The organism is Enterobacter sp. Tr-810 (genome assembly GCF_011752765.1).
GTDB lineage: Bacteria > Pseudomonadota > Gammaproteobacteria > Enterobacterales > Enterobacteriaceae > Enterobacter > Enterobacter soli.
This window is the reverse complement of the sequence record NZ_VWWW01000001.1, coordinates 863717-875783: the sequence shown is the minus strand read 5'-3', so window position 1 is coordinate 875783 and position 12067 is coordinate 863717. Positions and strand designations below refer to the sequence as shown.

11 protein-coding genes and 2 tRNA genes are annotated in these 12067 nt (G+C 47.2%); 10 read left to right on the top strand and 3 right to left on the bottom strand.

What is annotated here, in order from left to right:
• Positions 1–132: 132 nt before the first annotated feature.
• From dacD to F3J30_RS04190, 4 genes are all read left to right on the top strand, one after another.
• Complete coding sequence (gene dacD, locus F3J30_RS04205; RefSeq protein ID WP_140418969.1) at positions 133–1305, top strand: serine-type D-Ala-D-Ala carboxypeptidase DacD; 1173 nt, start codon at positions 133–135, stop codon at positions 1303–1305.
• Between the two features lie 131 nt (positions 1306–1436).
• Positions 1437–1910, top strand: a complete 474-nt coding sequence (gene sbmC, locus F3J30_RS04200) for a DNA gyrase inhibitor SbmC (RefSeq protein ID WP_166716096.1) — start codon at positions 1437–1439, stop codon at positions 1908–1910.
• Positions 1911–2002: 92 nt separating this feature from the next.
• Positions 2003–3061 carry an FUSC family protein gene (locus tag F3J30_RS04195; protein ID WP_014070893.1) on the top strand — a complete coding sequence of 353 codons (1059 nt, stop codon included), beginning with the start codon at positions 2003–2005 and terminating at the stop codon, positions 3059–3061.
• 168 nt (positions 3062–3229) lie between these two features.
• Positions 3230–3565, top strand: coding sequence for a DUF496 family protein (locus F3J30_RS04190; RefSeq protein ID WP_008499467.1), 336 nt, complete (start codon positions 3230–3232; stop codon positions 3563–3565).
• A 51-nt stretch (positions 3566–3616) separates the two neighbouring features.
• On the opposite strand, the gene F3J30_RS04185 is transcribed toward F3J30_RS04190, so the two are convergent.
• Together F3J30_RS04185 and F3J30_RS04180 are read right to left on the bottom strand one after the other, a co-directional pair.
• Positions 3617–3952, bottom strand: a complete 336-nt coding sequence (locus tag F3J30_RS04185; protein WP_166716094.1) for a gamma-glutamylcyclotransferase family protein — start codon at positions 3950–3952, stop codon at positions 3617–3619.
• Between the two features lie 120 nt (positions 3953–4072).
• Positions 4073–4148: transfer RNA gene (locus F3J30_RS04180), tRNA-Asn, on the bottom strand.
• A 193-nt stretch (positions 4149–4341) separates the two neighbouring features.
• Between F3J30_RS04180 and emmdR the strand changes: the two genes are divergently transcribed.
• The 5 genes from emmdR (at position 4342) to F3J30_RS04155 (ending at position 8916) form a co-directional block, all read left to right on the top strand.
• Entirely contained in the window at positions 4342–5817 is a 1476-nt protein-coding gene (emmdR, locus tag F3J30_RS04175) for a multidrug efflux MATE transporter EmmdR (protein WP_166716091.1), read from the top strand.
• An 80-nt stretch (positions 5818–5897) separates the two neighbouring features.
• Positions 5898–5973, top strand: a tRNA-Asn gene (locus F3J30_RS04170).
• 448 nt (positions 5974–6421) lie between these two features.
• The gene (locus F3J30_RS04165) at positions 6422–6733 is read left to right on the top strand and encodes a phage holin family protein (protein WP_211053082.1); all 312 of its coding nucleotides are present in this window, start codon (positions 6422–6424) and stop codon (positions 6731–6733) included.
• Positions 6720–7106: a M15 family metallopeptidase gene (locus F3J30_RS04160; RefSeq protein WP_166716087.1), complete on the top strand. Its 387-nt coding sequence runs from the start codon at positions 6720–6722 to the stop codon at positions 7104–7106. The genes F3J30_RS04165 and F3J30_RS04160 overlap by 14 nt, the downstream gene beginning before the upstream one ends.
• A 283-nt stretch (positions 7107–7389) precedes the next feature.
• Entirely contained in the window at positions 7390–8916 is a 1527-nt protein-coding gene (locus tag F3J30_RS04155) for an aryl-sulfate sulfotransferase (RefSeq protein WP_166716084.1), read from the top strand.
• 143 nt (positions 8917–9059) lie between these two features.
• On the opposite strand, the gene F3J30_RS04150 is transcribed toward F3J30_RS04155, so the two are convergent.
• The gene (locus F3J30_RS04150) at positions 9060–10202 is read right to left on the bottom strand and encodes a cytoplasmic protein (protein ID WP_166716081.1); all 1143 of its coding nucleotides are present in this window, start codon (positions 10200–10202) and stop codon (positions 9060–9062) included.
• A gap of 131 nt (positions 10203–10333) precedes the next feature.
• Here F3J30_RS04150 and F3J30_RS04145 point away from each other — a divergent pair, with 131 nt between their 5' ends.
• Positions 10334–11890, top strand: coding sequence for a bifunctional UDP-sugar hydrolase/5'-nucleotidase (locus tag F3J30_RS04145; protein WP_166716077.1), 1557 nt, complete (start codon positions 10334–10336; stop codon positions 11888–11890).
• The last annotated feature ends 177 nt before the right edge of the window (positions 11891–12067 follow it).

Sequence of the window (12067 nt, the reverse complement as noted above, 5' to 3'; positions counted from 1 at the left end):
CGCCCTGAGGCGCGAAATTTGCGAGACGGCTTCAGGTAAAACATGTTGCTTGTCACATTTTTTTGCAATTAAGGCAGGTAACGACATCAGAAGTCCCGTAAAAAGGTCAACGATTTTTAATGACCTGAGGATATACCGTTGAAACGCCGTCTGTTTATTGCTGTTTCTTTACTCGCTTCGAGTATCTCATCTGCGCTGGCTGCCGATCCGCTGGATTTTTCACCGCAGCCACCCGCTATCCAGGCAGGATCCTGGGTACTGATGGATTACACCACTGGTCAAATTTTAACGGCGGGCAACGAACATCAGCAACGCAATCCGGCGAGCCTGACAAAGCTGATGACGGGATATGTTGTCGATCGTGCCATTGATGGCCACCGAATTTCCCCGGACGATATCGTCACCGTAGGTCGCGATGCGTGGGCGAAAGGGAACCCGGTGTTTGATGGCTCATCTCTGATGTTCCTGAAACCAGGCGATCGTGTGTCCGTCCGTGACCTGAGCCGGGGCTTAATTGTCGATTCCGGTAACGACGCCTGTGTGGCGCTGGCAGACCATGTGGCGGGCGGCCAGCCGCAGTTCGTCAACATGATGAACGACTACGTGCAAAAGCTGAATCTGCGCGACACGCACTTCGAAACGGTTCATGGTCTGGATGCGCCGGGACAGCACAGCTCCGCTTATGACCTGGCGGTTCTGTCCCGGGCAATCATTCATGGCGAACCTGATTTTTACCATATGTATAGCGAAAAGAGCCTGACCTGGAATGGGATCACCCAGCAGAACCGTAACGGCCTGCTGTGGGATAAAACCATGAACGTGGACGGGTTGAAAACAGGGCACACATCCGGGGCAGGCTTTAACCTGATTGCCTCTGCCGTAGACGGTCAGCGCCGCTTAATTGCGGTGGTGATGGGGGCCGATAGCCCGAAAGGCCGTGAAGATCAGGCACGTAAGCTGCTGCACTGGGGGCAACAGAATTTCGATACGGTGCAGATCCTGCATAATGGTAAAAAAGTGGGTACAGAGCGTATCTGGTACGGCGATAAAGAGCAGGTAACGCTCGGCACGGATCAGGATTTCTGGCTGGCTTTGCCTAAAGCAGAAGTACCAAACATCAAAGCGAAATATGTGCTGGATAAAAAAGAGCTGGAAGCGCCGATTGCAGCGCATCAGCGAGTAGGGGAAATTCAGCTCTACGACCGGGATAAGGTTGTGGCGCACTGGCCGCTGGTCACGCTGGAAAGCGTTGATAAAGGGGGCTTATTCTCACGTCTTGGCGACTACCTGCACCACAAAATTTAACCGCGTGGGTTAACCTCTTTCAGCAGACTGGCAGGGATGCGAGTCTGCTCACATAATAAACACTCCTTATTTGTTGTTCATAGAAAATCTGATTTATAGTGTATAAATATACAGTAATAAACGGAGGCAGCATGGACTACAGCATCAGGCAGCAACAGAAACGTAAAATCGCGGGCTTTCACCTGGTCGGGCCGTGGGAAAAAACGGTAAAACAGGGCTTTGAACAACTGGTCATGTGGGTTGACGGGCGTCAGATCCAGCCACTGGAATGGGTTGCTGTTTATTACGATAACCCGGATGTCGTCCCGGCAGAGAAATTGCGCTGTGACACGGCGGTAACGGTGCCGGAAGATTTTGTCATTCCCGAGAACAGCGAAGGGGTGATGATGACTGAAATCGCCGCCGGCGATTACGCTGTTGCTACTGCCAGGGTCGAGAATTTTGATTTTGCGACGCCCTGGTATCAATTCTTCAACTCTCTATTGCAGGACCACCACTATCAGTGTGCCCCTAAGCCCTGCTTTGAACGCTATCTGAACGATGGTAATGCAGACGGTTACTGGGACATTGAAATGTACGTTGCCGTTGAGCACAAAGCGAGTTAATCCTGGTAAACGCAGGGTTTTTCAGCCGGGTGTGATCCGCCCGGCTGAAAACACAGTACAATTGTGGTTTGCCGAGCTGCTGGAGAGCGGGTGTGCGTCCCGACAAATCATTAACGCCGTTTGAAATTCGGTTGTATCAACACTACCGCGTTGTGCATGGTTGCCGCATCGCGCTGGCCTTTGTACTGACTTTTGTACTGGTGCGCTTGCTGAATGTCCCGGAAGGGACATGGCCGCTGATCACGCTGGTGGTCATCATGGGGCCAATCTCGTTCTGGGGAAATGTCGTCCCGCGGGCTTTTGAGCGTATCGGTGGCACCGTTTTAGGCTCTGCACTGGGTCTTATTGCCCTGAAACTGGAACTTATCTCGTTTCCGGTCATGCTGGCGTGGTGCGCTGGCGCTATGTTCCTCTGCGGCTGGTTGGCGCTAGGGAAAAAACCGTATCAGGCACTGCTGATCGGCATCACGCTTTCGGTGGTGGTGGGGGCGCCCGCGGGGGATATGACCACCGCGCTCTGGCGAAGCGGAGACGTTATCCTTGGCTCGTTGCTGGCAATGCTGTTCACCGGAATTTGGCCGCAGCGGGCTTTCCTGCACTGGCGTATCCAGATGGCAAACTACGTCATGGCCTTTAACCGGGTTTATCAGACCGGTTTTTCCCCTAATCTGGTTGAGCGCCCGCGCCTTGAAAAGCATCTGCAAAAAATTCTCAATGACGTGGTAAAAATGCGGGGGCTGATTACCCCGGCCAGCAAGGAAACGCACATCCAGAAATCCGTATTCGAAGCGATTCAGACGGTCAGTCGTAATCTTGTCTGTATGCTTGAATTGCAAATCAACGCGCACTGGGCTTCTCGCCCCAGCCATCTGCTGATGCTTAATGCACACACGCTCAAAGAGACGCAGCAGATGACGCAACAGACGCTCTTAACCATTGCTCACGCGCTCTATGAAGGGAACCCGCAGCCTATTCTGGCGAACAGCGAGCGCCTGACCGAAATCGTTGCCGAGCTTAAACAGCTTATCAACGAACGCCAGAGCGACAATGTGGCTGAAACGCCGATCCACGGCTACGTCTGGCTGAGCATGGAGCTGGCACGCCAGCTGGAACTTTTGTCGCATCTGATCTGCCGGGCGCTGCGCAAATAAAAAGCAGCTATCGCCTTATGTGACGCCTGCTGCTTCGATTCAGCAGCAATTGGGGTTATGATAGCTTTAAACGATATACTCATTGTCATTCGCGACCGCTGTCAGTAAGGTTACTGTTACAACGGTTGCTTTAACGAATCCGAATCTCACATTATCAGGGGTGTAAAAATGGAAACTACCAAGCCTTCGTTCCAGGATGTTCTGGAATTCGTCCGCCTGTTCCGCCGCAAAAACAAATTGCAGCGTGAAATCCAGGACGTTGAGAAGAAGATCCGTGACAACCAGAAACGTGTTCTGCTGCTGGATAACCTGAGCGACTACATCAAGCCAGGTATGAGCGTTGAAGCTATTCAGGGCATTATCGCCAGCATGAAGAGCGACTATGAAGACCGCGTTGATGACTACATCATCAAAAATGCTGAGCTGTCTAAAGAACGTCGCGACATCTCCAAAAAGCTGAAAGTGATGGGCGAAATCAAAAACGGTGAAGCAAAAAGCGAGTAATCGTTGCTGAACGTGAAAAAGGCTCTCTGGTGACAGAGAGCCTTTTTTGTTTTAACTCGCCGCGCGCGGTTGTAGCTGATAAATCCACGCCGTTACCTGCTGGCCTTCCACCGTAGTGACACTGACTTCTACCCGGTCGTAACCCTCTTCAAACTCGTCCAGCATCGCCCAGTGCGTTTCAAGGTTGTCGGAGACAAACAGATAACCGTCAACGCGCGCGCCGTGTTCATCCAGGACAATCCCCGGGAAATCGGCCGCTGCACCCCATCCGTGCGCGTAAAAGGTGCCTTTCACGTAACCCGACAGCCATTTGCCACCGATGTTTTCCAGAATATGCGCGTTTGAGTGGCCTGGTTGCAGCGTGCCGTAGACAAACAAAGGGTTCATGCTTCATCACCATTGAACAAGACAATTGCTTAACATAAGGGGGAATAGCAGGGGCTGCAATCGCTTCGTGCCTGGCGCAGAAAAGCAAAAAGCCTGCTTTAAAAGCAGGCTTTTCAAATTTGGCTCCTCTGACTGGACTCGAACCAGTGACATACGGATTAACAGTCCGCCGTTCTACCGACTGAACTACAGAGGAATCGTTGTGGAGGCTTATCTTAGCGGCGAAAAAAGTTTTGTCAAACCTGATCTTAGGTAAAAATGTTCAATTGCTGAATCTGTCGTCAGTTTGTTGTAATTCCAAACATATTTTTATGGAAAATACTTTGCAGGATGAGCATTTCTCCATCATCATTTGAAATGGAGTTTCAACTTTCTCGCTAAGGTCCATTTTGAACGTCACCGCCCCCATACGCCAGGCGATTATGCGCACGCCCTGGTACGCAAAACGTAAAAGTTATCGTGTTCTCTTCTGGCGTGAAATCACCCCTCTTGCTGTACCCATTTTTCTGGAGAATACCTGTGTCCTGCTGATGGGGGTATTGAGCACCTTCCTGGTGAGTTGGCTGGGCAAAGAGGCGATGGCCGGCGTAGGGCTGGCAGACAGTTTTAACATGGTGGTGATGTCTTTCTTTGCCGCGATTGACCTGGGGACAACGGTTGTCGTTGCGTTCAGTCTGGGGAAACTGGATCCCAAACGCGCTCGCGAGGCAGCCAGACAGTCGCTGATGATCATGACCCTTTTCTCCATCATTCTGGCGGCGGTGATCCACTATTTCGGCAAGGAGATCATCGATGTTGTGGCGGGAGAGGCAACGGAAGAAGTTAAAGCGCTGGCGCTGACCTATCTGGAAATGACGGTATTGAGCTATCCGGCGGCGGCGATAGCGCTTATTGGTAGCGGGGCGTTACGCGGGGCAGGGAATACCAAAATTCCGCTGCTGATTAACGGCGGCATGAACATCCTGAATATCATCATCAGCAGTATTCTGATTTACGGTGTGTTCTCGTGGAACGGGCTGGGTTTTGCCGGGGCAGGGCTTGGGCTGACGATTTCGCGTTACATCGGCGCGGCGGCCATTATTGGGGTCCTGATGACCGGTATGACGCCGTCACTGCGCCTCACGCTGAAAAGCTACTTCCGGCCGCTCAATTTCGCCATTATCTGGGAAGTCATGGGGATTGGGATCCCGGCCAGTATCGAATCGGTGTTGTTTAACGGCGGTAAGCTGCTCACGCAGATGTTCGTGGCAGGAATGGGGACCGATGTTATCGCGGGGAATTTTATTGCCTTCTCTATCGCCTCGCTCATCAACCTGCCGGGTAACGCCCTTGGCTCTGCTTCGACAATTATCACCGGCAAAAGGCTTGGGAAGGGGCAGATAGGGCAGGCTGAACGCCAGCTGCGCCACGTTTTTTGGCTCTCGACCATCGGGCTGACCGCAATTGCGTGGGGCAGTGCGCCTTTTGCCGGGCTGATGGCATCGTTCTACACCCATGAAGACGATGTAAAAGAGGTCGTTAAGATCCTGATCTGGCTTAACGCTGCATTTATGCCGATCTGGGCGGCCTCCTGGGTGCTTCCTGCCGGGCTAAAAGGTGCACGTGATGCCCGCTTTGCCATGTGGGTATCGATGCTGGGAATGTGGGGTTGTCGCGTGGTGGCGGGGTATACGCTCGGGATTATGCTGGGAATGGGCGTAGTCGGTGTCTGGTTGGGGATGTTCCTCGACTGGGCAGTGCGCGGAGCTCTGTTCTACTGGAGAATGGTGAGCGGGCGCTGGCTATGGAAATATCCCCGCCAAAAAGCCGAAAGTGTCGATACAGAATCCAAAGAATGCCTGCCAAATGCACGAAGTGGAGAATAATTCGGCAAACGATCGGAAATCTGCATTCTGCCTTTGACATCATCGGAGAGCATCGATAATATGCGCCCCGTTCACACGATTCCTCTGTAGTTCAGTCGGTAGAACGGCGGACTGTTAATCCGTATGTCACTGGTTCGAGTCCAGTCAGAGGAGCCAAATTTGAAAAGCCTGCTTTTAAAGCAGGCTTTTTGCTTTTCTGCGCCAGCAAATGTTTTCCCCCTCACTGTAACTACCGCGCTCTCCCATCAACGCGATTGACCCCCAGGTACTACAAAATCCTCGCAGGTCAGAGCGTTACGGCTTCAGCATCATTCCTTTTTTAAACCCAGTGGTCATTGCGCTATCGGGTTACCCCTATCCTGCTTGCCTCTCTTATGCATTCCACTACTAAATAGAATCATTAATATTAATAACTCATAACTATCATTTGTTATATATCGATCGATATAAACTATTAATTGCATTCCGTGTGACATTCATCACGAAACAGGGTGGCTCAATGTTTATTATTTACGACATAGCGAAAGCAATAGCTCAGTTACGAAAAAATAATCTTATCGGACGGTAACGATTTTTACTTTTTCAACCTTAGGAGGTAATTATTTTGCCATGGAAAGACCCATCAACAAATGCGTTCTTTAGCTGGATTTACATAATATTATTCGGTGCGTGGGGAGGTCTTGTTAGATATATCCTTGATGTTAAGTCTGGTCAGTCGGGACGAAGTTTATTTACGGCACTAGCACAAATTATTGTTTCAGGTTTTACCGGTGTACTTTCTGGGTTAATGTCACAAAGCCTTGGCTCGGTATTTCATACTTCACTTGCGGTCAGCGGTATATCAGGTGCAATGGGCGTTGTTGCCCTTAATTATTACTGGAAAAAAATCTCTGGGGAAAGTAATGATAAATCATGAATTCAGTAAAACTACTGAAAAAAATCTTAAAGGTGTACATAAAGATCTTTCCGATGTAATGAGAAAAGCATTGAAATTATCACCTGTTGATTTTGGTATTTCAGAAGGATTAAGAAACCAAAAACGGCAGCTTGAACTATTGGCAGCAGGGAAATCATTAACGTCAAACAGCAGGCATTTAACGGGGCACGCTGTCGATATATTTGCAATCATAAATGGTACTGCCTCATGGGAGTTTAAACATTACCAAACAATTGCCACAGCAGTGTTTCAGGCTGCGAAGGAGTTGGATGTTGATATTGAATGGGGTGGTAACTGGACGGAAATAAAGGATGGCGTTCATTTTCAACTCTCACGGAAAATGTATCCATAATAGCATTAAAGGATTTCCTTTAGATATTTTTACAGATAGTACGGCTTTCCTGCATTCACAGGATGGTTAGCCATGTCGCTGCTTACGCAGTTATTTTATAAGAGGAGTATCATAATACATATTTTTTAAATACTACTGAAAGTAATAGGTAAACCATTGCCTATATAGGAAATTACTGTACATATCAAATCAAATAATAATATATGGATATTATTATGTTCTATATGTATGGGCGTTTAATAAAAATCGTATTTTAAATCTTAAATCCTAAAGGAATAAAATCATGACAATTACTTATGTTAAAACTGAACTTGCGCCAGCCGACAATCAGCTTGCAGCGTATCTTTATTTTACTTCAGATACGCCAGTAAGCTACTCTTACACTGTAGCAAAACGGACCACCAGCCCGACCAGCGTAGATTTCACCTATTCCTCGGATCTGATTTATGGTGTGTTTCAAACCATAAAAATCCCCGTTATTGGTCTTTATGCACAATATGCAAACAACGTCCAGGTTGTGTTCAAGGATGAAACAGGAACTGAGGTTTTCAATCAATCATTCCCTATTAGTACGGAAGATCAGATTTATGATACATCCGTTATCTTCCACCTCGATATTGAACAAACAGATCCTGCATTATTTACATCTGTATGGGGCAATAGTTGGTTAATGCAATCTAATGGCCGTGGTTACGATCAAAATGGTGACCTGCGTTTTAACTTTTTATCAGTTTACCATCTCCAACCGTTGAGAATTCACAATGGTTATATTTATACTGGTAGTGATGAGGATATGTCGTGGTATGGTCGTCGCTTTTTCAAAATTGACATTCTCGGTAATGTCATCTTTGAATTCGACATGCGTGATGCTGATGGTAATCACTATGGCAATACACACGATTTAGTCTGGGACTCCGCAGGCGATATTTATATGTTTGGTAACGATATTCCTAATCGGATAACCAATACAAGGGCGCAAGATGCACTGGTTATGAAATTTAACGATCAGACCGGGAAAATGATTTGGGCGAAAAATTACACCAGTGAATATAGTGGCTCTCAAATTTTAAACAACAACACCCCTAATGATGTTCATTTTAACTCACTTACATGGATTGCAAGTAGCCCAAATAACGAAGAAGCAATTATTGTACACTCTCGCACTACGAGTACAACTTTTGGTATCTCTATCGTTGATGGGAGTATCTTGTGGGCGATTGACACCGGGAATTTCAACCCTCAATTCCCGGTGAATCCAGACACTATTCATATTGATAATACTGGAATTACTCACTATGAAAATGGTGCTCACACTGTGTGCATTACTAACAATAGTGCATTTGCAGAATATATCGACCCTACCGTTGGGAAATTTGTATTATCTGTCTTTGATAACAGATCGTGTGTAGGTGAAGATGGAAATCCTGTTGTTCGCCCGATCAATGACGATGCAACAACCGATACCTATTCAACACCACCGGCTCGTATTCTGTTCTATGCAGTAGACTTAGCAGCAAAAACGGCTGTGGAAATTCAGGCACCTATTGAATTCCCAACAACGCCTATCATCCAATGGACTGATTTTATGGGCGGTGTGTTTGACCACGATGATTACTTCTCTATTTTTACCTGTCATGCCCGTTCATTCTTTATCAGTGATGTGAACGGTAATATGATTGCCTCTATCTACGATGTTATTTCTTTACCGGATGGTGCTCCTCAATTCCCAGGGGAGGGTTATCGTGCACGATTGTTTAATGAAACCGAGCTGTCTGAGTTGATCACTACAGCATCAATTACTGTAAACTAAAAAAAGTTTATGTATAAAGAACAAGTGCGATTGAACATCCGTTTTAAGGACTAATTGATCTCATCGCATATATTAAAAGGGTTCATGTATTTGCATGAGCCCTTGACGCTCTGCCTGTGTCAGCAAGACGGTAAGACCTGGCCTCATAATTCTCGGTTTTTATTTTCCATCCTAAGCTTGCCGTTATAGTCTTGTGCCAGGGAAAGCAGGATTTGTGTTATGCGCCCTGCGGATAATTTAGCACTATGGGTAAAAGGGGTTTGTTTATTTAGCCATTGGGTAAAGTGCCTGCTGGCTGCTAAAGAAAGTGTCTTCACGTTGTTACTATCTCCACCTGTTAATGCGCAAACCATCTTGCGGTTTCTTCCCTGAACCCAAAGCGACCACTGACTTTGCCACCAGCCATGGCGCGTTCTTCCCTGAAAATGCCAGGGTTCATTCGTACCACTGTCGCTTATATCCTCTTCTATAAACCAAAGTTGAGCTTGCCGCTGGCGAAAAAGCTCAGCCCAGACAGTGATAACGGCTCCACGAAGAAAGCATTCGTGAGAAACGACATGTGTCTTTATATCTGGGAAGAGGATCTTCAGTACCCGAAAATGCCCATGAGCAGTGATAACCGGACGCATAATAGAACCTTTGGTGTTGCGTTTGAGTGCAGCACTTCCATATTGAATTTCATCAAACTGACTGCGTCGTAGAAACTGCATCTCACGCATTTCAACATGTTTTACGATATCGCGGCGATCCAAATCAGGCTCAATATTCCCTCTCCAGTGATAACGCAGAGTATCCCCAATCGGATACTCAGTAAAATTAGTGGAAAGATGAAGAATATTACCTCGAATAGCATCGAAACTGATGAGTACATATAGTTTTTGACCTGCACCGTTGCCCTGGAACGGCACAATTAAAGGAACCGTTTCAATCTGTTCTGGTGATATTACTGCTTCCGGTAATTGCTTTTTAGGCGTCCAGACTTTTTTGCAGGCGCGGCACTGAATGCGCTGTGTTCTTTGCGGATTATAACCATAATAAATAGTTTCCAGGCCATAACATACAGGACAAAAATGCCCGTTTTCAGAGGCGTATGAGCGTAAGTGAGTTGATAGCCATTCATTAAATTGGTGCGCCTCAAATAGAGGGGGATAACTCCCACATGCCCGGCAGTGCAATGCTGCATAACCCAGTCGATAGTCCGGCCAGCTGTAATCTTCAGATGTCGCTAGCCCTAAATTGCGACACCCAAACGTTTTGCAGGCATTAATGGTAAATAAAGTCGACATAAGCCACCAACGATTTCCAGAGGTCGATGATTTTGAACGATAACGTCGATTTGATTGTGTGAACAAACGCACATATCAATGTCTTTCAGAACGTAAAATGCCCGAAATTAATGTGAATGGAGGTACAAATTATGAAATTAAAAACGATTGCTGCGGGTATTTTGTTGACATTACCATTCTGGGTCTGCGCCAAGGATGTCACTATTATTTACACCAACGATCTCCATGCCCATGTGGAACCTTATAAAGTGCCATGGATTGCTGACGGTAAACGTGATATTGGTGGCTGGGCAAATATCACCACGCTCGTAAAAGAGGAGAAAAGCAAAAACAAAGCTACATGGTTTTTTGATGCGGGTGACTATTTTACCGGCCCCTATATCAGCAGTTTAACGAAGGGCAAGGCGATCATTGATATTATGAATACCATGCCGTTTGATGCGGTCACAATGGGAAATCATGAATTTGATGATGGCTGGGATAATGCGTTACTCCAGCTGAGCCAGGCGAAATTCCCCATTGTGCAGGGCAATATTTTTTATCAGAACAGCGATAAAGCGTTTTGGGATAAGCCATATACTATTGTTGAAAAAGATGGCGTGAAAATTGGCGTTATCGGTTTGCACGGTGTGTTTGCCTTCAATGATACCGTTTCTGCTGCAATGCGCGAAGGTATTGAAGCGCGGGATGAGATTAAATGGTTGCAGCGTTATATCGATGAACTTAAAGACAAAGTGGATTTGACAGTATTACTGGTTCATGAAGGCACGCCTGCCCGTCAGTCCAGTATAGGCAGCACTGATGTGCGCCGCGCGCTGGACAAGGATATTCAGACGGCAAGTCAGGTGAAAGGTCTGGATATTCTGATTACCGGACATGCACATGTCGGGACGCCGGAACCGATTAAAGTAGGCAATACGCTGATCCTCTCAACCGACAGCGGCGGTATCGATGTTGGGAAACTGGTGCTGGATTACAAAGAGAAGCCACATAGCTTCACGATGAAAAATTTCGAGCTTAAGACCATTTACGCAGATGAGTGGAAGCCCGATCCGCAAACGAAGCAAGTGATTGACCGCTGGAATAAGAAACTCGATGAAGTGGTGGGACAAACGGTGGCGCAGTCGCCGGTTGAGTTAACACGTGCATATGGCGAATCAGCGTCACTGGGCAATCTGGCCGCGGATGCTTTGCTGGCCGCAGCGGGTAAAAACACACAGTTGGCATTAACCAACTCCGGCGGTATCCGCAGTGAGATCCCGTCTGGTGCGATTACGATGGGCAGTGTCATTAGTGCGTACCCATTCCCTAATGAGCTGGTCACCATGGATCTTACCGGTAAACAATTACGGAGTCTGATGGAACATGGCGCAAGTTTAAGTAATGGCGTGTTGCAGGTATCAAAAGGCCTGGAAATGAAATACGACAGCAGTAAACCTGTTGGACAACGGGTTCTGGAACTGACTCTTAATGGTAAAGCGATTGAGGATTCGACGGTTTATCACATTGCGACTCAAAACTTCCTTGCTGACGGTGGTGACGGTTTTGCCGCGTTTACTGAAGGTAAGGCGCGTAATACAACGGGCGGGTATTACGTTTACAACGCCGTTATCGATTACTTTAAAGCAGGTAACACCATTACCGATGAACAACTTAAAGGTATGCGCGTAGCCGATCTGAAAAAATAATTGTTTTTGCCGCAATACTTTCTGAGCGGTGTTATCAGTTGAAAATATTCGGCTTTACTGGCTATTTCTGGCCTTTAAAGCCGAATAGGGAAGCATTCCTGTTAAATAATAAAAGAATCAGGTGTCTGAGTGACACTTGTGGCTGAATTACAATAACTACGTATAAAGCTGGAAGGA

Bases quoted from the DNA above. Each gene is read 5' to 3' on its own strand.
- sbmC (WP_166716096.1), top strand. From the start codon at position 1,437: ATGGACTACAGCATCAGGCAGCAACAGAAACGTAAAATCGCGGGCTTT.
- F3J30_RS04190 (WP_008499467.1), top strand. From the start codon at position 3,230: ATGGAAACTACCAAGCCTTCGTTCCAGGATGTTCTGGAATTCGTCCGC.
- F3J30_RS04185 (WP_166716094.1), bottom strand. From the start codon at position 3,952: ATGAACCCTTTGTTTGTCTACGGCACGCTGCAACCAGGCCACTCAAAC.
- F3J30_RS04160 (WP_166716087.1), top strand. From the start codon at position 6,720: ATGATAAATCATGAATTCAGTAAAACTACTGAAAAAAATCTTAAAGGT.
- F3J30_RS04155 (WP_166716084.1), top strand. From the start codon at position 7,390: ATGACAATTACTTATGTTAAAACTGAACTTGCGCCAGCCGACAATCAG.
- F3J30_RS04150 (WP_166716081.1), bottom strand. From the start codon at position 10,202: ATGTCGACTTTATTTACCATTAATGCCTGCAAAACGTTTGGGTGTCGC.
- F3J30_RS04145 (WP_166716077.1), top strand. From the start codon at position 10,334: ATGAAATTAAAAACGATTGCTGCGGGTATTTTGTTGACATTACCATTC.